Source organism: Nonomuraea antimicrobica (genome assembly GCF_039536965.1).
GTDB classification, from domain to species: domain Bacteria; phylum Actinomycetota; class Actinomycetes; order Streptosporangiales; family Streptosporangiaceae; genus Nonomuraea; species Nonomuraea antimicrobica.
Genome location: NZ_BAAAZP010000003.1, coordinates 14845 through 32219 on the forward strand (window position 1 = coordinate 14845; position 17375 = coordinate 32219).

At 70.4% G+C, this 17375-nt stretch carries 20 protein-coding genes and 1 riboswitch; of the genes, 11 read left to right on the forward strand and 9 right to left on the reverse strand.

Going from position 1 to position 17375, the window contains the following annotated elements; genetic code table 11:
* Window positions 1-486: 486 nt before the first annotated feature.
* A complete protein-coding gene (locus ABD844_RS00115; RefSeq protein ID WP_344871575.1) occupies window positions 487-921 on the reverse strand; it encodes a VOC family protein in 435 nt (144 codons plus the stop codon).
* Window positions 922-1725: 804 nt separating this feature from the next.
* A complete protein-coding gene (locus ABD844_RS00120) occupies window positions 1726-2280 on the reverse strand; it encodes a hypothetical protein (RefSeq protein ID WP_344871577.1) in 555 nt (184 codons plus the stop codon).
* 234 nt (window positions 2281-2514) lie between these two features.
* On the opposite strand from ABD844_RS00120, the gene ABD844_RS00125 reads away from it, so the two are divergent.
* Window positions 2515-2763 (forward strand): hypothetical protein, encoded by a 249-nt coding sequence (locus tag ABD844_RS00125; protein WP_344871578.1) that lies wholly within the window; start codon window positions 2515-2517, stop codon window positions 2761-2763.
* Between the two features lie 55 nt (window positions 2764-2818).
* On the opposite strand, the gene ABD844_RS00130 is transcribed toward ABD844_RS00125, so the two are convergent.
* On the reverse strand, window positions 2819-3319 hold the full coding sequence (locus ABD844_RS00130; protein ID WP_344871580.1) for a DUF5946 family protein: 501 nt from the start codon (window positions 3317-3319) through the stop codon (window positions 2819-2821).
* A gap of 77 nt (window positions 3320-3396) precedes the next feature.
* On the opposite strand from ABD844_RS00130, the gene ABD844_RS00135 reads away from it, so the two are divergent.
* The gene (locus tag ABD844_RS00135) at window positions 3397-4059 is read left to right on the forward strand and encodes a nucleoside/nucleotide kinase family protein (protein ID WP_344871582.1); all 663 of its coding nucleotides are present in this window, start codon (window positions 3397-3399) and stop codon (window positions 4057-4059) included.
* Between the two features lie 4 nt (window positions 4060-4063).
* Window positions 4064-5374 (forward strand): TrpB-like pyridoxal phosphate-dependent enzyme, encoded by a 1311-nt coding sequence (locus tag ABD844_RS00140; protein WP_344871584.1) that lies wholly within the window; start codon window positions 4064-4066, stop codon window positions 5372-5374.
* Window positions 5375-5424: 50 nt separating this feature from the next.
* Here ABD844_RS00140 and ABD844_RS53010 read toward each other — a convergent pair whose 3' ends face one another.
* Window positions 5425-5502, reverse strand: a complete 78-nt coding sequence (locus tag ABD844_RS53010; RefSeq protein ID WP_371252575.1) for a 50S ribosomal protein bL37 — start codon at window positions 5500-5502, stop codon at window positions 5425-5427.
* Window positions 5503-5671: 169 nt separating this feature from the next.
* On the opposite strand from ABD844_RS53010, the gene ABD844_RS00150 reads away from it, so the two are divergent.
* The 3 genes from ABD844_RS00150 to ABD844_RS00160 all read left to right on the forward strand — a co-directional run bounded on the left by ABD844_RS00150 (window position 5672) and on the right by ABD844_RS00160 (window position 8732).
* Window positions 5672-6451, forward strand: a complete 780-nt coding sequence (locus ABD844_RS00150; protein ID WP_344871588.1) for a DeoR/GlpR family DNA-binding transcription regulator — start codon at window positions 5672-5674, stop codon at window positions 6449-6451.
* Complete coding sequence (gene galT / locus ABD844_RS00155; RefSeq protein WP_344871590.1) at window positions 6448-7527, forward strand: galactose-1-phosphate uridylyltransferase; 1080 nt, start codon at window positions 6448-6450, stop codon at window positions 7525-7527. Before ABD844_RS00150 ends, galT begins: the two co-directional genes overlap by 4 nt.
* 68 nt (window positions 7528-7595) lie before the next feature.
* Window positions 7596-7739: riboswitch (cyclic di-AMP (ydaO/yuaA leader) on the forward strand.
* A gap of 6 nt (window positions 7740-7745) precedes the next feature.
* Complete coding sequence (locus ABD844_RS00160; RefSeq protein ID WP_344871591.1) at window positions 7746-8732, forward strand: coiled-coil domain-containing protein; 987 nt, start codon at window positions 7746-7748, stop codon at window positions 8730-8732.
* A gap of 21 nt (window positions 8733-8753) precedes the next feature.
* Here ABD844_RS00160 and ABD844_RS00165 read toward each other — a convergent pair whose 3' ends face one another.
* The gene (locus ABD844_RS00165; protein WP_344871593.1) at window positions 8754-9107 is read right to left on the reverse strand and encodes an MmcQ/YjbR family DNA-binding protein; all 354 of its coding nucleotides are present in this window, start codon (window positions 9105-9107) and stop codon (window positions 8754-8756) included.
* Window positions 9108-9114: 7 nt separating this feature from the next.
* A complete protein-coding gene (locus ABD844_RS00170; RefSeq protein WP_344871594.1) occupies window positions 9115-10419 on the reverse strand; it encodes a M50 family metallopeptidase in 1305 nt (434 codons plus the stop codon).
* A 153-nt stretch (window positions 10420-10572) separates the two neighbouring features.
* Here ABD844_RS00170 and ABD844_RS00175 point away from each other — a divergent pair, with 153 nt between their 5' ends.
* Window positions 10573-11169 carry a response regulator transcription factor gene (locus ABD844_RS00175; protein ID WP_344871596.1) on the forward strand — a complete coding sequence of 199 codons (597 nt, stop codon included), beginning with the start codon at window positions 10573-10575 and terminating at the stop codon, window positions 11167-11169.
* A 191-nt stretch (window positions 11170-11360) separates the two neighbouring features.
* Here ABD844_RS00175 and ABD844_RS00180 read toward each other — a convergent pair whose 3' ends face one another.
* Entirely contained in the window at window positions 11361-12473 is a 1113-nt protein-coding gene (locus tag ABD844_RS00180; RefSeq protein ID WP_344871598.1) for a PP2C family protein-serine/threonine phosphatase, read from the reverse strand.
* A gap of 118 nt (window positions 12474-12591) precedes the next feature.
* On the opposite strand from ABD844_RS00180, the gene ABD844_RS00185 reads away from it, so the two are divergent.
* Window positions 12592-13821 carry a GNAT family N-acetyltransferase gene (locus tag ABD844_RS00185; RefSeq protein ID WP_344871600.1) on the forward strand — a complete coding sequence of 410 codons (1230 nt, stop codon included), beginning with the start codon at window positions 12592-12594 and terminating at the stop codon, window positions 13819-13821.
* Between the two features lie 72 nt (window positions 13822-13893).
* Window positions 13894-14052 carry a hypothetical protein gene (locus tag ABD844_RS00190; RefSeq protein ID WP_344871602.1) on the forward strand — a complete coding sequence of 53 codons (159 nt, stop codon included), beginning with the start codon at window positions 13894-13896 and terminating at the stop codon, window positions 14050-14052.
* Between the two features lie 11 nt (window positions 14053-14063).
* On the opposite strand, the gene ABD844_RS00195 is transcribed toward ABD844_RS00190, so the two are convergent.
* Complete coding sequence (locus ABD844_RS00195) at window positions 14064-14531, reverse strand: ribose-5-phosphate isomerase (protein ID WP_344871604.1); 468 nt, start codon at window positions 14529-14531, stop codon at window positions 14064-14066.
* A gap of 95 nt (window positions 14532-14626) precedes the next feature.
* Between ABD844_RS00195 and def the strand changes: the two genes are divergently transcribed.
* Together def and ABD844_RS00205 are read left to right on the forward strand one after the other, a co-directional pair.
* Window positions 14627-15112, forward strand: coding sequence for a peptide deformylase (gene def, locus ABD844_RS00200; RefSeq protein ID WP_344871606.1), 486 nt, complete (start codon window positions 14627-14629; stop codon window positions 15110-15112).
* Between the two features lie 9 nt (window positions 15113-15121).
* Entirely contained in the window at window positions 15122-15853 is a 732-nt protein-coding gene (locus tag ABD844_RS00205) for an SDR family oxidoreductase (RefSeq protein WP_344871608.1), read from the forward strand.
* A 60-nt stretch (window positions 15854-15913) separates the two neighbouring features.
* Here the strand turns inward: ABD844_RS00205 and ABD844_RS00210 are convergent, their stop codons facing one another.
* Window positions 15914-17317: an aldehyde dehydrogenase family protein gene (locus tag ABD844_RS00210; protein WP_344871610.1), complete on the reverse strand. Its 1404-nt coding sequence runs from the start codon at window positions 17315-17317 to the stop codon at window positions 15914-15916.
* Between the last annotated feature and the right edge of the window lie 58 nt (window positions 17318-17375).

Here is a 17375-nt window from a genome sequence, read left to right on the forward strand (position 1 = left end):
CCCCGGCCCTCCGCCCGCCCGCCGTCCGGGCGTGCGGCCTGGGGGCCGGTCCCGGACGGCGGCGGGACACCGGGCCGGGCACCGCACGCCGGCCTCGCCGCACTTCCCGAACGCGCCGACCGGGGTTGCCGCGCCGCCGCACAGATGCAGCCCGACGATCGCCACTGCATGGCTGGACGCCGCACATGGTTGGGGGCGATCGACGATCCAGGGTTCGTTCCTCACCCTGGCTCACCGAGGAACGTGGCTGATCACCGCGTGCAGTCGCCCGGCTCAGCCCGCTGGGCCACGCCCACGTGAATTTCCTGGGCCGCTATGCCATCGCTTCGTCCGGGCCTTCCGAGGGACTGCGCGAACTCGGCGAGATCCCCGATCTTCCCGAGATGAACAGCGGCGCGGTGCGAAGGGAGAGCTGACGGAAAGCCTTCCCCGTGGGAGCCGATCAGCGAGTCAGGTCTGTGTCGCGTTCAACGAGGTAGACGTTCGTCAGCTCAGGCAGAACTCGTTGCCCTCGATGTCCTGCATCACGAGGCACGACTCGTTTTCTTCATCGGCGGGCAGGAGCCGCACGCGTTTCGCGCCGAGAGGGATCAATCGTGCGCATTCGGCCTCGAGGGTTGCCAGGCGCTCTGCACCGACGAGTCCGGTGCCGACCCGCACGTCAAGGTGCAGCCGATTCTTGGCGACCTTGCCTTCGGGAACGCGCTGGAAGTACAGCCGCGGACCGACATCCGAGGGGTCGCTGCATGCGAACCATGAGTCCCGCTGCTCGGGCGGCAGCGTGCGATTGAAGTCGTCCCAACTGGCGAACCCCTCAGGCGGTGCCGGCGCGACATACCCCAACACCTCGCACCAGAAGCGACCGACACGCTCAGGTGAAGCGCAATCGAAGGCGACTTGAATCTGCTTAACGGACACCATGGGAAAATCCTCCCATAGATCTATGCATACCGTGATCGCCCACCGTGCACCCCGGCCGGAGTGGCGAAGTCCTGGAAGATCCACAGCTCCAGCCTGAACGCCTCGCTCGTCGAAGGGTTGCGAGATGGCCTTCGTTATCTGGCAAGACCAAGATCGAATGGCCATGGTGAGCAGGGAATCATCCCTCGCCTTGCGCGATCCTGACGCCGACGACTCCGACGACGAGGATTGATGGGGATGCCCCCGCGCCGGGTCCCGAACATCTCCGCGCCCAAGGGGTGCCCGTCAAGGACGAGGACGTATGGGCAGTTCCATCAGTGTCGGGTGCGCTACCGCCGATGACGGGCGCGGTTGCTGTCTGCTTCCGAGTTGCGGCTGGTACCAACGTGGACTCAGGCGTGTCTTTCATGATCCGGAATATGCGCGGAACGATCTACGGGGGCGGCGCCCTGTCGACTGGCTGCGCCGCAGGTCAGGGTTCGTGGCGAACTGGAACGGGCGACGCCCTGTAAAACCGTCGCCAGTGGGCGCGCGTGCCCGTTGCGTGCCCGATAGGGCGGTGATCAAGGGGGAGTAGCGGGGACTCGCGGGCAGGGCCGCACTGCCTCTGACCAGAGCAGGAGCACGTCAGGGGATCACGAGCCGAAATCTTCCAAACTAGCTACGCGGGTTCGATTCCCGTCGTCCGCTCTCGACGGCGAAAGGCCAGGTCGGCCCCCTGATGCGACCTGGCCTTCGTGATCTCCGCCACTCCGAGTACGGCCATCGACCCGGCGACCCGCTCGCGACCGACACGTCGTCGGGTCAGGTGGAGCCGCACAGCCTGTTGAGCTCGGCGGCGTCGGTGTTGATGTCCGCGATCACCTGGTTGGGATCGCCGCCGACCATGCCGGTCAGGCGGAAGTGCAGTTCCTGGAATTCGCGGGCCAGCAGACTGATCTTCGCCCCCACCACCCCTTCCGCGTCGAGGACCGCGCTCATCAGGTCGAGGTATGCCTGGCGAGCCGCCGCTGCCTGGCTGCTGCGGACGCTCCCGGCGTTCCGCTGGTATGCGGTCAGCGCCGCCGCCGCGTCCTCGCAGCCGCCGGGCCGGACCGCTGACAGCAGCGGGGAGGAAGCCGGGGCCTCTCGTGCGGGGCTGGCCGGCTGAGGCTCTCGCGTGGGGCTCTCCGGCTGGGGCGTGCTGGACTCAGGCGATGAGCTGCGGGTCGGCGGTTCGGGGCGGGTGGTGTCCGGATCTGGTGACCATGACGGCGGGGTCGGGGCAGGGGCCACCGGGTCGGGCTGAGGCTGGGGCGGCGGCACCAGGTAGGCGACCAGCGCGACCAGGGCGGCGAACGCAGCCGCGAGAGCGCTCACTGCCGTCCAGTCCAGACGGGAGCCTGCGCCTCCGCGCGCCGGCCGCGCTGATCTGTTCTCCGTCATGCCCTCATCGTGGCCGAGCCGCCGACCTCGGTCCAGAATGCCACCCGTCGGCCTTCTCACATCGCACTCGCCATGGCGGCGGGCCTCGAACCGGCTCGGGAGCCCCAGAGCGGCCGGGCCAGAGATATAGGGAGAGTGCGGGTCGCGGGAGCGCTCTATGATCAGCTCATGCGCGGCGGGCTCGGCGAGACGTTGGCGGTGCTCGGTTTCGGGCTGGGGATGCTGCTCACGCCGTTCGTGCGCCGGTGGGCGGCGTCCGACGGCGGTGGTGGCCCGCTCGGCGAGGTCCTGCTCGTGTGTGAGGCGCTGTTCTCGGTCGCGTTCCTCTTCGGCCTGGTTCGCCTCCTGATCCGTGGCGGGCGATGGCTGGCCAGGGCGTCGGTACGACGCGGGCGGCGTCACGAAGAGTCACCCTGACGGTCGACGCGGACGTGCCGACAGGCTCCGGACCGTCCGGCAGATGACCCTCGGGTTACCCGGGCGCGGCCCGGTCCGGCCCGATGGACTTCCAGGATTCGGCGGTCGCTTCGGCGAGGTCGCGGATGCGCTGCCCGTACGCGTCGTGGCCGTCGGAGACGAAACCGCCGTCCCCGTCGTGCGGAAGGTCGCAGAAGCTCGTACGGAAGCGCTCTGGCGGCCCGTGCGGCGGCAGCGGCTCGTACGGTTCGAGCGGCCGCAGGTCGTAGCCCGACCGCGCCCGATGGTTGTTGCGCGCCACCTGGTGGGCCGCGAAGCGGAGGAGGGCGTCGAGGCCCCGGTCGAGGTAGTACTGCAGCATCCGGAACTGGCCGTCGAGGTGCTTCTCGTGCCCCCTGGAGGGGTGCTGCAGGAGATACACGCAGACGACGACCGCGTGCCACGGGCGCATCCGCGGATCCAGTTGTTCGTCGACCAGGATCGCGTGGTAGTAGTCGGCGCACAGGCCGAGCGGCCCGGCGGTCGCGCCGCAGTCGCAGCAGTCGCGTGGAGCCATGGCGGGCAATATAGGCGGGCGACGCGGGCCCCGTCGAAGGCATTTCCGCTTTGACCGCGCTCGTAAGCTGTTGATCGATGCGTGCGCGACCGATCTCCCGTGAGGCCCTCGTCGAGGAGCTGGCCGAGCTGATCGCCGCACGGCCGCCGGGCGCGTGGGTGCGGGTGGCCGTCGACGGGGCGCCCGCCACGCGGCCCGGTGCGCTGGCCGACGAGCTCGTCTCCCCGCTGCGGCTGCGCGGGCGGCCCGTGGTGCGGGTGTCGGCGGGCGACTTCCTGCGTCCGGCCTCCCTGCGCCTGGAGTACGGCCGCACCGACCCCGACGCCTTCTACGACGACTGGCTCGACGTCAAGGCGCTGCGGCGGGAGGTGCTGGAGCCGCTGGACCCCGGTGGCTCGGGCCGGGTGCTGCCCGCGCTGTGGGACAGCGGGATCGACCGGGCCTTCCGCGTGCCGTACTTCGAGCTGCCGCCCGGCGGAGTGGTGGTGGTCGACGGGACGCTGCTGCTGGGGCGAGGGCTCGCGGTCGAGGTCGGCGTGCACCTGTGGTTGTCGGTGGCGGCGCTCGAGCGCGGCACCCCGCCGGGCGAGCGGTGGCGGCTGCCCGCCTACGAGCGTTACGAGCGGGAGGCGCGGCCCCAGGAGGCGGCCGACGTCGTGGTGCGGGCCGACCACCCCGACAGGCCGGCGGTGCTGGTCCCCGACGGTGCTGGAACGCGGCGCGCGAGCGGCGCAGACTGAGACGATGATCCCCAGCGACTGGTACAACATCGTTCCCGATCTGCCCGCGCCGCCTCCGCCACCGCTGCATCCCGGCACACGCCTGCCGATAGGTCCGGAGGACCTGGCCCCGCTGTTCCCGATGGAGCTGATCGGGCAGGAGGTCAGCGGCGAGCGGTTCGTCCCGATCCCGCAGGAGGTGCTGGACGTCTACCGCCTGTGGCGGCCGACGCCGCTGATCCGGGCGCACAGGCTGGAGAAGGAGCTGGGCACGCCGGCCAGGATCTACTACAAGTACGAGGGCGTCTCCCCTGCCGGGTCGCACAAGCCGAACACGGCCGTGCCGCAGGCGTTCTACAACGCGCGCGAGGGCGTGCGGCTGCTGACGACCGAGACCGGCGCGGGGCAGTGGGGGTCGGCCCTGGCGTTCGCCTGCGCCCAGTTCGGCCTGGAATGCCGGGTCTGGATGGTACGGGCGTCGTACGACCAGAAGCCGTACCGTCGCTCTCTCATGCAGGTGTACGGCGCGACCGTCCACCCCAGCCCCTCCCCCGTGACGGGAGCGGGCAGCAAGGTGCTGGCCGACGACCCCGACTCCCCGGGCAGCCTGGGGATCGCGATCAGCGAGGCGGTCGAGGTGGCCGGGGCGACGTCCGACGCCCGGTACGCGCTCGGCTCGGTGCTCAACCACGTCCTCATGCACCAGACTGTGATCGGCGAGGAGGCGCTCGCCCAACTGCCCGAGATGCCGGACCTGGTCGTCGGCTGCGCCGGCGGCGGCTCGAACTTCGCCGGTCTCGCCTTCCCTTTCCTGCGCGAGAAGCTGGCCGGCCGGATCGGCACGGTGTTCCGCGCGGTCGAGCCGGCCGCGTGCCCGTCGTTCACGCGCGGCGCGTACGCCTACGACTTCGGCGACGCGGCCGGGTTCACGCCGCTGCTCAAGATGCACACGCTGGGGCACACGTTCGTGCCCGACCCGATCCACGCCGGGGGCCTGCGCTACCACGGCATGTCGCCGCTGCTGTCGCACATGTACGAGCTGGGCCTGTTCGAGGCGGTCACCCGTGCCCAGAACGAGTGCTTCGCGGCCGGGGTGCGCTTCGCCAGGACCGAGGGCATCGTGCCGGCGCCCGAGCCCACGCACGCGCTGGCCGAGACGATCGCCGAGGCGCTGCGGTGCAAGGAGAGCGGCGAGGAGAAGGTCATCCTGACCGCGCTGTGCGGCCACGGCCACTTCGACCTGGGCGCGTACGACCGTTATCTGGCCGGCGAACTGGACGACTACTCGCTGCCGCAGGAGCGCATCGACCGGGCGCTGGCCGAACTGCCGGGGTGACGGCCACGGGGAGGTGGCCGCTTCCCTGGGGAAGGGCGGCCACCGGCCCGTCATCGCGCCGTGGGACGCTTGCCGTGGTTCGCCTTCTTCTTCTTGCGGGCCTTGCCCTTGCGTGCTCGCCTGGCCATGTGCTCGCCTCCACTGATCGGTACGGGCTGATCGGTACGGGCTGATCGGTACGGCGTGAAGCTCCCAACGTCCCTCTCCAAGAGAGTCAGTGCAAGCGCGCCGCACGACCTAACATTCCCCAACAATTACGTGTCATAATTTGGTGGAATCTGTTGGAAGGAAGTGGGCGTGCTCGCACAGCAGCGTCAGCAGACGATTCTCGAACGCGTGCGCAGCAACGGCGGCGTCCGGGTGGCCGACCTCGTACGCGAGCTGGGCGTCTCCGACATGACCATCCGCCGCGACCTCGAGGTGCTGGCCGAGCGCGGGCTGCTGGAGAAGGTGCACGGCGGCGCGACCGCCCTGGGCCCCGGCTCGACCGAGGAGCCCGGCTTCACCGCCAAGTCCGCCCGCCAGCAGCAGGAGAAGGAGGCCATCGCGCGGCACGCGGCCAGGCTCGTCCGGCCGGGCACCGCCGTGGCGCTGTCGGCCGGCACCACCACGTGGGCGCTGGCCCACCACCTGGTCGCCGTGCCCGAGCTGACCGTGATCACCAATTCGATCCCGGTCGCCGAGGTCTTCCACCGCAACCCGCGCGCCGACCGCACCGTCGTGCTGACCGGCGGCGTGCGTACGCCGTCCGACGCCCTGGTGGGCCCGGTCGCCGTGGCCGCGATCCGCCGCCTGCACGTGGACACGCTCTTCCTGGGCGTGCACGGGATGAGCGTGCGGGCCGGGTTCACCACGCCCAACCTGCTGGAGTCGGAGACCGACAGAGAGCTGGTCACGGCGGCGAGCCGGCTGGTCGTCCCGGCCGACCACACCAAGTGGAACACGGTGGGCATCAGCACCATCGCCGAGCTGAGCGAGGCCGACGTGGTCATCAGCGACGCCGGGCTGCCCGAGGAAGCACGTACCGAGCTGGCCGAACGGGCCGGAGAACTGATCATCGCGGAGGGCTCGCCGTGAAGCGCACCATCACCCATCTGGCCGACGGCCGGGAGCTGATCTATTTCGACCGGCGCGACGACGCCGACCGGAGCGCGATCGACCGGCGTACGCTCGATCCCCGGCCGGTCGCCTCCGAGCTGCGCTACGACCCGCTGACCGAGGAGTGGATCGCGATCGCCGGGCACCGGCAGACGCGTACGTTCCTGCCGAGCGGCGGCACGGCCGAGTGCCCGCTGTGCCCGTCGTCGCGGACGCGGTCGTCGGAGATCCCGGCGTACGACTATGACGTGGCGGTCTTCGAGAACCGGTTCCCCTCCTTCTCCGGAAATTTCGGGGCCTATGGAGAGGCGGGCGGGCTTAGCGAGGTCCGTCCGAGGGTGGGGCGGTGTGAGGTGGTGTGCTTCACCTCCGACCACTCCTCCTCCTTCTCCCAGCTCTCCGACGCCCAGGTGGCGCTGGTCATGGAGGCGTGGGCCGACCGTACGGCCGAGTTGTCCGGGATCGACGGCGTGGAGCAGGTGTTCTGCTTCGAGAACCGGGGTGAGGAGATCGGCATCACGCTGGCCCACCCGCACGGCCAGATCTACGCCTACCCGTACGTCACGCCCAGGACCCGGCTGCACCTCGGCGCGGCGGCGCGGCACCGGGGGCCGGGCAACCTGTTCGCCGACGTGCTGGCCGCCGAGCGCGCGGCGGGGACGCGGGTGGTGGCCGCCAACGAGCTGTGGACGGCCTTCGTGCCGGCCGCCGCGCGGTGGCCGTTCGAGGTGCATCTCTACCCACACCGGCAGGTGCCCGACCTCGCGGCGCTCACCGAGGAGGAGCGGGCGGCGTTCGCGCCGCTGTACACCTCGGTGCTGCGGGCGTTCGACGGGCTGTTCGGGGTCGTGATGCCGTATGTCTCGGCCTGGCACCAGGCGCCCGTGCGTACCGGCAGGGAGCTGGCCTATCTGCACCTGGAGCTGTTCAGCATCCGGCGGGCGGCCGGCAAGCTGAAGTATCTCGCCGGGTCGGAGTCGGCGATGGGGGCGTTCGTCAACGACGTGCTGCCGGAGGAGGCCGCACGCATGCTCCGATCACAAGTAGATCACTAATAGATTTCTACTTAGGGTCGCATGACTCGTGATCTACCACTAATATCCCGATATGCACCGGCCGTAACAGCCGTTGCGGGCCTAATCCCGGGCGCCGCGCCCGGGAGCCGGGGACCCAATCGCACCCGGGGTGAATCCGCTCAGGCGGTAGGGAAACGCAGCTCCCATACCCGAACCCGTCAGCTAACCCGGCCGGCAGAGGGAGAGGAAACATCCACGTGGCGGCTTCGTCCCCCGCGAGTCTTGCCATCGGTCTCATCAGCGCCATCGCCGTCGCCGCCCTCCCCGCGGCCCCGGCCTCGGCGTCCACCTCACCGTCGATCAGGGTGTCGGCCGCCCCCAAGCCGACGGAGGCGCAGCTCCGCGCCCAGCTCAAAGAGCTGAACGCCAAGGTCGACAAGCTCATCGAGAAGTACAACCTCAAACGCGTCGAGCTGGCCAAGGCACAGGAGGCCGCCAAGACGGCCCAGGCCAAGGCGGAGGCCGCGGAGCAGGCCGTGACCACGGCCGAGCAGCGGGTCGCCGAGATCGCGCGCCTGCGCTACCAGACCGGCGACCTGTCGCTGACCTCCTTCATGCTCCCGACCGACGCGGGCAGCGCGGCCCTGCTCGAACAGCTCACCGCCGAGCAGCAGGCGGTCGTGGACAGCGTGGCCAAGGCCCGCGACGAGAAGAAGCGGGCCAGCGAGGAGGCCGCCGCGCTGGCCGCGCAGATCAAGTCCGACACGGCCGAGGTGGCCGGCCAGCGCGACGAGGCCGAGGACGTCATCAAGGACATCCAAAAGAAGCTGGAGGACCTGGTGCCGTACGGGACCGGGCGCAACTCCAACGGCTCCTGGGCGCCCGAGCTGCCGAACGGGTCCGACAACATCACCGCGCGGACCCGGCTGATGAAGGAGCAGCTCGACAAGAACTTCGCGCTGCCGTTCGCGGTGGGGTGTTTCCGCTCGGGCTCAAGCGGCGAGCACCCGCTCGGCCGCGCCTGCGACTTCATGATGAGCACGGGCGGCTCGATGCCCAGCGACGCCAACAACGCACTCGGCGACCGGATCGCCGAGTGGGCGCTGAAGAACAAGGACAAGCTCGGCGTCAAGTACGTGATCTGGAGGCAGCGGATCAACCAGGGCTCCGGCTGGAGCACGATGTCCGACCGCGGCAGCATCACCGAGAACCACTACGACCACGTGCACATCTCGATGTACTGATCGCGGCCCGCGATACGGAGGTCAGGGCAGGCGTTCGACGAGCGACTTGGGTGCGATGTGGCGGTAGGCGTCGGTGACGAGCTCCGCCACCTCGTCCCAGTCGATCAGCGGGACGTCGAGATAGACCCCCAGCCACCCCCGGTGCCCCACGTACGGCGGGCGGAAGAACCGCTCGGGCGCCTCCGCCACCAACTCCTCCTGCACCCCGGCGGGCGCGGCGCACCAGAAGGCCAGGCGGTCGTCGTGATGGTGGTCGGCGAACATCACGAACGTCTTCTTCCCCCGGACGAACCACGTCGGCTCCCCGTGGGAGAGCCGTTCGGTGGTCTCCGGCAGGGCCAGGCAGAGGGCCCGCAGCCGGTCGACGGTGTCCACCGCGGCCTCAGTTCGTCAGCGTGAGCGGGTTGACCAGGTCGGCGTAGACGAGCAGGCCCGCCATGATCATCATCACGATCGCGATCGCGTACGTCAGCGGCAGCACCTTGGCGATGTCCACGTAACCGGGCTCGGGCCGCCGCATGACCTTGGCGTAGGCCCGCTTGATGCCCTCCCAGAGGCCCCCTGCGATGTGACCGCCGTCGAGGGGCAGCAGCGGGATGAGGTTGAACATGCCGATCGCCAGGTTGAAGCCGGCCAGCAGGTTGACGAAGATGGCGATCTTCTTCTCGGTGGACAGGTCGGAGGCGAGGATCTCGCCGCCCATGCGACCCGCCCCGACCACGCCGACCGGGCCCTCGGGGTCGCGTTCGTCACCGGAGAAGGCCGCGTGCCAGACGCCGACCATCTTCTCCGGCAGGTTGAGCAGCGAGGCCGCCACCCGGCCCGTCAGCTCGCCCATGTAGCCGACGACCTGGCCGAGGCTCTGCCTCTCCATGACCTCGGTGGGCAGCACCCCGAGGAAGCCCACGTTCTTGTCGATCTTGCTGGGGTCTTCGGCGTTGGGCCGGTCCTGGACGATGAGCGTGACGTCGAGGGTCATCGGCTTGTCGTCGCGAACGATGCCGAGCTGCACCGCGCCGGCGCCGTGGGAGCGGATGAGGCGGGTGGCCTGGTCCCACGAGCCGATCTGCTGGCCGTTGAAGGAGACGATGCGGTCGCCGGGCTTCATGCCCGCCTGGGCGGCCGGCGTGGGCCTGTCGGCGGCGGTGCACTGCGTACGCTGCTCGGAGATCGGGATCACGCACGTGTTGGTGTCGGGCGAGACGATCGGGGCCCAGGTGGGCAGGCCGATGCCGACCAGCAGGATGCTGAAGAAGACGAAGGCGAGCACGAAGTTCATCGCCGGACCGCCCGACATGATGATGACCTTCTGCCACCACTTCTTGCGGTAGAAGACCCGGTCTTCGTCGCCCGGCCGCACCTCTTCCTGCGCGGCGTCGCGGGCCGACTCGATGAGACCCTGGAACGGGCCGGTGGCATTGCTCCTGAGCTTGGTGGGGTCGTCGCCCGGACGCGGCGGCAGCATGCCGATCATGCGGATGTAGCCGCCGAACGGGATCCACTTGATGCCGTACTCCGTCTCGCCCTTACGCCGTGACCAGGCCGTCGAGCCGAAACCCACCATGTACTGGGTCACCCTGACCCCGAAGATCTTGGCCGGCACCAGGTGGCCGAGCTCGTGCAGCGCGATGGAGAACATCAGCCCGAGCAGGAAGAGGATGATCCCCACGACGTAGAGCCAGTTCATCTAGGCGCGCTCCAGGGCAGACGGCAGGGCAGACGAAAGGTCCGACAGCCCCAGAGTAGTCGAACTCGGCACGCCCCATGGCGTACCGCTTTTGACGAGCATTGACAGCCCGCGATCAGCCGATCACCCTAAGAAACGACGGAGGGGGACGTCTTGATCCGCATACTGATCGCCGAACACCTGCCCTTGGTCCGCCGTGGCCTGCTCGCCACCCTCGGAGCCGAACCCGACTTCCGGGTCGTCGCCGAGGCCGGGCGCTCGGAGGAGGTGGTGCGCGCGGCGGTCGCCGCCGCCGCCGACGTGGCAGTGGTGGATCTCGACCTGCCCGGCAGACCGGCGGTGACTGAGGTGGCCGCGCACGTGCCCCGGTGCGGGGTGCTGATCCTGTCGGCCGCGCCCAACCCGGCCCAGGTGCGCCAGGCGCTGGCCGGTCCCGCGCTGGGCTTCATGAGCCTGTGCGTGGCCCCGGAGCGGCTGGCCGAGGGGGTGCGCCAGGTCGCCGCCGGGCGCCGGGCCATCGAGTCGGAGCTGGCCGTGGCCGCGCTCCAGTGCGCGACCAACCCGCTGACCAGGCGGGAGCTCGACGTGCTGCGGATCGCGGCGGGCGGGGCGCGTTCGACGGAGATCGCCGACGAGCTGTTCCTGTCGGTCGGCACCGTACGCAACCACCTGTCGCGCATCATGTGCAAGACGGGTGCGCGCAACCGGCTCGACGCCGTGCGCATCGCCAGCGACTCCGGCTGGCTGTGACGGCGCGCTGACAGGCCCGCACATGCCCGGGTAAGACACAGGCTCCGATGAGACGGGACCCCGTGGAGCCGCGCCGCTCCGCCGGAGCCCCGAACACCTAGAGGATCCCAGCACGGCCGAGCCCGCGGCCAGTGACCGCCCACACGACCGGCCCATGTGAAACGTCACGGCTCACGAACGCCGGTCGCGGCTCACGGACGCCAGATGAGCACCAGCGCGCAGTCGTCGTTGTGCCCCGAGGCCATCGCGTTGACCAGCGCCTTGGCCCCGTCGCGGAACCCCGAGGGCAGCAGCCGCTCCGCCTCGCCGAGCAGCCGGTCGAGCCCGGCGTCGATGTCGCGCCCCGGCTGCTCGATCAGGCCGTCGGTGTAGAGCAGCAGCGCGTCGCCCTTGCGCAGGGTGCCGCTGTCGGGCTCGCAGTGCAGGTCGGGCACCACGCCGAGCACCACGCCCTTGGCCGAGGCGACCTGCCAGTTGCCCGTGCCCGCGTCGAACTTGACCACCGGCGGATGCCCGGCCGAGGTGATCGTGTAGTCGCCCGTGTCGAGGTCGAGGCGTACGTGCACGGCCGTGACGAACCCCTCGTCGCCCCGCTGCCTGTGCAGGTAGGCGTTGCACGCGGGCAGGAAGTCGGCGACGGAGCCGAGCAGCCCGCCGAACGTGCCCGACAGCAGCAGCGCCCGTGTCCCGGCGTCCACGCCCTTGCCGGAGACGTCGACGAGGGCGATCTCGACGGACTTGCCGTCGCGCATGGAGACCAGGAAGTCACCGCCGAACGACGACCCGCCGGCCTGCTTGAGCACGACCTTGCCACCCCAGTCCTTGGGCAGCGGGGGCAGCTCGCCCTGGCTCCTGAGCCGGTCGCGCAGCTCCAGCAGCATCGCGTCGCCGCGCAGGCCCTGCACGCCGAGCTTGCCCCTGGTGCGCGCCATGAGCACGGCGAGCACGCTGGTGAACACGATCGTCACGGTCAGCCCCAGCCCGATCCGGTCCACGCCCAGCGTGATCGCGACGTAGCCGAGCGCCGCCCCGACCGCGACGAGCAGCTTGACCAGGCTGCGCAGCCGGAGCTGGAGCCCGCCGATGAGCGTGACGAGGATCAGCAGCGAGGGCGAGAACCACCCGGTCGAGACCTCGGCCGCGAGGACTCCGATGACGAGCGCCGGCACGACCAGCGTGAGCAGCAGGTTGCGGTCTTGGGACAGAAAACGCCGAACGAAGCGGACGACAGGCACCAGGAACGGCACCCGCACCAGGACCGCACGGACCCGTGGCGGGATGAGCGGCGCCGGTCGGGAACTCATGATGCGCCTGACTGTATCGGTCTGACCCGTGTTTGGGCAGCCCACTTGACCAAGGCCTTGATCATTAAGCAGGTATATTGGGTGGCCCTCCCCCTTTGCCCGCTCCTACCTTGGACGGATGACGTACCCGATCCGTCCGATTGATGAATCTGAGTGGCCGGCCTTCTCGCAGGTCCTCCACGAGGCGTTCGGCTGGACGCCGCACCCCACGCAGACCGAGCGCTACAAGGCGGAGACCGAGTTCGACCGGTCACTCGCCGCCTTCGACGGTGCGCAGATCGCCGGGGTCACCTCCGCCTACAGCCTCACCATGGCGGTCCCCGGCGGGATGCTGTCCGTCGCCGGGGTGACCGCGGTCAGCGTGCTACCCTCCCACCGCCGCCGCGGCGTGCTGACGTCGCTGATGCGCAGGCAGCTCGCCGACATCCGTGACCGCGGCGAGTCCGTGGCCGCCCTCTACGCCTCCGAGGCGCTGATCTACGGCCGGTTCGGCTACGGGCGGGCGTCCACCGAGCTGCGGTTCAGGATCGCCGGCGCCCGCTCGACGTTCGTCACCGACGCCCCGCGGGACCCGTCGCTCCGGCTCCGCGTCGCCAAACCCGCCGACGTGCGCGGCGAGCTGGAGAGACTCTTCGCCTCCGTGGTCGCGCGCCGGCCCGGCCGGTACGAGCGCAAGCCGCAGACCTGGGACATCCTCCTGGCCGACGAGGAGTTCGACCAGCGCGGAGCGGGATCGCTGCGCACGGTCCTGGCCGAGGACGACCACGGCGTGCGCGGCTACGCCCTGTTCCGCATCAAGTCGTCGTGGGACGGCGACGGAATCTCCGACGGCACGCTGAAGTTGTTCGAGCTGGAGGCGTCCGACCCGGCGGCCTACGCGCTGCTCTGGCGCAACGTGCTGGACCGCGACCTGGTCACCACGGTGGAGGCGGAGCGCCGTCCGGTGGACGACCCGCTGATCGCGCTGCTGGCCGACCAGCGCCGGCTCCGTGCCCGCTGGGTCGACGAGCTGTGGGTACGCCTGGTCGAGGTCGACCGGGCACTGTCCGCGCGCGCCTACTCGGCGCCGGTGGACGTGGTGATCGAGGTCGACGACGACGTGTGCCCGTGGAACGCCCGCCGCTGGCGGCTCACCGCCGACCCGTCGGGCGCCGAGTGCAAGCCCGTGGACGACGAGCCGGACGTGACGGTGCCGGTGTCCGCGCTCGGGTCGGCGTACCTGGGTGACGGGACGCTCGACGAGCGGCTCGCCGCCGGGCTGCTGCGCGAGCACACCCCCGGCACCGTACGCAGGCTCGCCGTCGCCATGTCGTGGAGCCCGAAGCCCTGGGCGGGCCTGGTCTTCTAGCCCGTCCCGCAAGACGCCTGCCCCGGCCCGTCCGCCGGGGCAGGCGGGCGAAGGTGGCGTAGGCTCGGCGGTATGGCGCTGCAAAGTCTGCAGATCACCGCGGTCGTCGCCATGCGCGCCCGCGACGTTTCGAGGCCGTCGAAGGAGCAGCAGGAGGCCGCCGACCGGCGGCCCCTGCGTGACGAGATGCCCAAGCGCGACCCCAAACGACCGGCCACGGGCAAGAGCTAAGGGCACAAGGGCTAAGGCAGCGAGGGCAACTGGCCGATCGTCTCGTAGGTGGCCAGTTGCGCGATGCGCCTGCTGTGGCGCTCGCCGCCGGAGAACGCGGTGGTCAGGAAGACCTCCACGAACCTGGTGGCCTCGTCGACGGAATGCATGCGGGCGCCCAGGCTCACGATGTTCGCGTTGTTGTGCTCGCGGGCCAGGGCGGCCGTCTCCTCGCTCCAGGCCAGGGCCGCGCGGATGCCGCGTACTTTGTTGGCGGCCATCTGCTCGCCGTTGCCGGATCCGCCGATGACCACCCCCAGGCTGCCGGGGTCGCCGGCGACGCCCTCGGCCGCCCGCAGGACGAACGCCGGGTAGTCGTCCTCGGCGTCGTAGACGAAGGGACCGCAGTCGGTCACCTCGTGCCCGTGGTCCTTCAGCCAGGACACGAGGTGGTTCTTGAGCTCATAGCCGGCATGGTCGGCACCGATGTAGACACGCACGCGACCAGTCTTCCACAGCCCGGCGATCGGGCTCGCTCGCTAGAGTAAGGACCTCCTACCGTATCCACCCCTTACAGAAGCGAGAACAGAGAGCCATGCGAGAGATCCGCGTCATCGGCGATCCGGTCCTGCGTACGCCCGCCGAGCCGGTGACCGACTTCGACCGCGAGCTGCGCCGGCTGATCGACGAGATGTTCCAGGCCATGTACGCGGTCAACGGCGTGGGTCTGGCCGCCCCGCAGATCGGCGTGTCGCGGCGGTTGTTCGTCTACGACATCGCCGGTCGCAAGGGGCACGTGGTCAATCCCCTGCTGACCGTGGACGACCCGGAGGAGGTGCTCGACGAGGAGGGCTGCCTGTCGGTGACCGACCGCCAGACCGGCCGGCCGATCTACGCCCCGCTAGCCCGTGCCGCGGGCGTGACCGTCGAGGGCGTCGACCGGCTCCAGCGGCAGGTACGCGTCAAGGCCCGCGGCTCGCTGGCCCGCTGCTTCCAGCACGAGACCGGGCACCTCGACGGAGAGCTGTACGTGGACCGCCTGCCGCGCGACGAGGCGCGCAAGATCATGCTCAGGGCGTAGTTTGGCGGCATGAGCGTACTTTCAGGAAAGGGCGCACTGGTCACCGGCGGCTCCAGGGGCATCGGCAAGGCCATCGTGGAGCGGCTGACCGCCGACGGCGCGGACGTCGTCTTCTGTTACCAGCACTCCGCCGAGGCGGCCGAGCAGGTCGCCAAGGAGACGGGCGCGCACGCCGTACGCGCCGACCTGGCGAGCAAGGAGGACCTGGCGCGGCTGTTCGCCGAGGCGGAGGAGCGGCTGCCCGGGGTGGACATCCTGGTCAACAACGCCGCCACCGCCGAGCCGCAGAAACCCATGACCGAGATCACCGACGAGGACTACGAGCGGGTGTTCGCGGTGAACACCCGCTCGGTCTTCCTGGCCATCCAGTGGGCGGGGCGGGTGATGCGCGACGGCGGGCGAATCGTCAGCGTCTCCTCGCTCAACACGCTCGTGCCCGCGCCCACGCTGTCGCTCTACTGCGGCAGCAAGGGGGCGATGGAGCAGTTCACCAAGGTGGCCGCGCGAGAGCTGGGCGTGCGCGGGATCACGGTGAACACGGTCTCGTCCGGGGCCACCGACACCGACATGCTGCGCGGCGCCAACCCGCCGGAGGCGCTGGAGCAGACACCCGCCTTCACGGCGCTGCGGCGGCTGGGCAGGCCCGACGACATCGCCGCGGTGGTGGCGTTCCTGGCCGGACCCGACGGGCGCTGGGTCACCGGCCAGAACGTGCTGGCGACCGGCGGCCTCTTCCTCTGACGCCCTCTTGACCGACCCCGGGCGTGGCGGACGGCACGCCCGCCACGCCCCCGGGGCTCGCTAGAACTGCAGGGACTTGACCTCGAGGTACTCCTCCATGCCGTGCTCGCCCAGCTCGCGGCCCACGCCCGACTGCTTGTAGCCGCCGAAGGGGGCCAGCGGGTTGAACCGGCCGCCGTTGACGGCCACCTGGCCCGTACGCAGGCGGCGGGCGACGGCCACCGCGCGGTCCTCGGTGCCCGCCCAGACGGCGCCGGCCAGGCCGTACCTGGTGCCGTTGGCGATGTCGACGGCCTGGTCCTCGGTCGTGTACGGGATCAGCGACAGAACCGGGCCGAAGATCTCCTCCTGCTCGATCGTCATGCCCGGCTCGACGGCCGCGAACACGGTCGGCTCGACGTAGTAGCCGCGCTCGTGCAGGTAGTCGGTGCCGCCCGCGACCAACCGGGCGCCCTCCTCCTGACCCCGGTTGATGTAGCGGATCACGCGATCGCGCTGGGCCGCCGACACCAGCGGCCCGATCTTGGTGGACTCGTCGAAGGGATCGCCGACGCGGTAGCCGCGCGCGATCTCGACGGCCAGGCGGACGGCCTCGTCGTACTGGTCGCGCTGGACGATCATCCGGGTCCACGCCGAGCACGTCTGGCCGGCGTTGACGAAGCAGTTGGCCACGCCGACCTTGACGGCCAGGGCCAGGTCGGCGTCCGGCAGGATGATGTTGGCGGACTTGCCGCCCAGTTCGAGTGCCACCCGCTTGACCGACTTGGCGGCCAGCGCGGCCACCCGGCGCCCGGCGACGGTCGAGCCGGTGAAGGAGACCATGTCGACGTCGGGGTGGGCGGCCATGGCCTCGCCGACGACCGGCCCCCGCCCGCTGACCAGGTTGAACACACCCGGTGGCAGGCCCACCTCGGCGAAGATCTCCGCCAGCGCGTACGCGGCCAGCGGCGCCACCTCGCTCGGCTTGAGCACCACGGTGCACCCGGCGGCCAGCGCGGGCGCGACCTTGCACACGATCTGGTGCAGCGGGTAGTTCCACGGGGTGATCGCGGCGACGACGCCGATGGGCTCTTTGACGACCAGTGAGTTGCCGACCTTGGCCTCGCGCGGATGGGTCTCGGCGAGTTGGGCGTAGGTGGACAGCACGGTGGCCGGCATGAGCGTCTGCACCTTGAGCGCGAAGCCCAGCGGCGCGCCCATGTCGGTGGCGATGGTCTTGGCCATGTCGTCGGCGCGCTGTCTGAGCAGGTCGGCCGCGCCGGCGAGCAACCTGCCCCGCTCGGCGGCGGCCGTCCGCGACCACGCGGGGAAGGCTCTTCGAGCCGCGCCCACGGCCGCCTCGACGTCATCGGGGGCGCCCGCGGGCACCCTGTCGATGACGTCTTCCGTGGCCGGGTTGACGACCTCGATGGGTTCGTCGGATGCCGAAGCGGTCCAAGAGCCGCCTATGTACAGCTCACGCATGGACCCATCCTGACAGCGTTCGCGACGAGAATGCGAGGGCTCATCCTTACACCGGGGA

Excerpts from the sequence above, each read along its gene's own strand:
- ABD844_RS00115 (WP_344871575.1), bottom strand. The coding sequence starts at position 921 with ATGGTGTCCGTTAAGCAGATTCAAGTCGCCTTCGATTGCGCTTCACCT.
- ABD844_RS00125 (WP_344871578.1), top strand. The coding sequence starts at position 2,515 with ATGCGCGGCGGGCTCGGCGAGACGTTGGCGGTGCTCGGTTTCGGGCTG.
- ABD844_RS00130 (WP_344871580.1), bottom strand. The coding sequence starts at position 3,319 with ATGGCTCCACGCGACTGCTGCGACTGCGGCGCGACCGCCGGGCCGCTC.
- ABD844_RS00135 (WP_344871582.1), top strand. The coding sequence starts at position 3,397 with ATGCGTGCGCGACCGATCTCCCGTGAGGCCCTCGTCGAGGAGCTGGCC.
- ABD844_RS00140 (WP_344871584.1), top strand. The coding sequence starts at position 4,064 with ATGATCCCCAGCGACTGGTACAACATCGTTCCCGATCTGCCCGCGCCG.
- ABD844_RS53010 (WP_371252575.1), bottom strand. The coding sequence starts at position 5,502 with ATGGCCAGGCGAGCACGCAAGGGCAAGGCCCGCAAGAAGAAGAAGGCG.
- ABD844_RS00170 (WP_344871594.1), bottom strand. The coding sequence starts at position 10,419 with ATGAACTGGCTCTACGTCGTGGGGATCATCCTCTTCCTGCTCGGGCTG.
- ABD844_RS00180 (WP_344871598.1), bottom strand. The coding sequence starts at position 12,473 with ATGAGTTCCCGACCGGCGCCGCTCATCCCGCCACGGGTCCGTGCGGTC.
- ABD844_RS00185 (WP_344871600.1), top strand. The coding sequence starts at position 12,592 with ATGACGTACCCGATCCGTCCGATTGATGAATCTGAGTGGCCGGCCTTC.
- ABD844_RS00190 (WP_344871602.1), top strand. The coding sequence starts at position 13,894 with ATGGCGCTGCAAAGTCTGCAGATCACCGCGGTCGTCGCCATGCGCGCC.
- def (WP_344871606.1), top strand. The coding sequence starts at position 14,627 with ATGCGAGAGATCCGCGTCATCGGCGATCCGGTCCTGCGTACGCCCGCC.
- ABD844_RS00205 (WP_344871608.1), top strand. The coding sequence starts at position 15,122 with ATGAGCGTACTTTCAGGAAAGGGCGCACTGGTCACCGGCGGCTCCAGG.
- ABD844_RS00210 (WP_344871610.1), bottom strand. The coding sequence starts at position 17,317 with ATGCGTGAGCTGTACATAGGCGGCTCTTGGACCGCTTCGGCATCCGAC.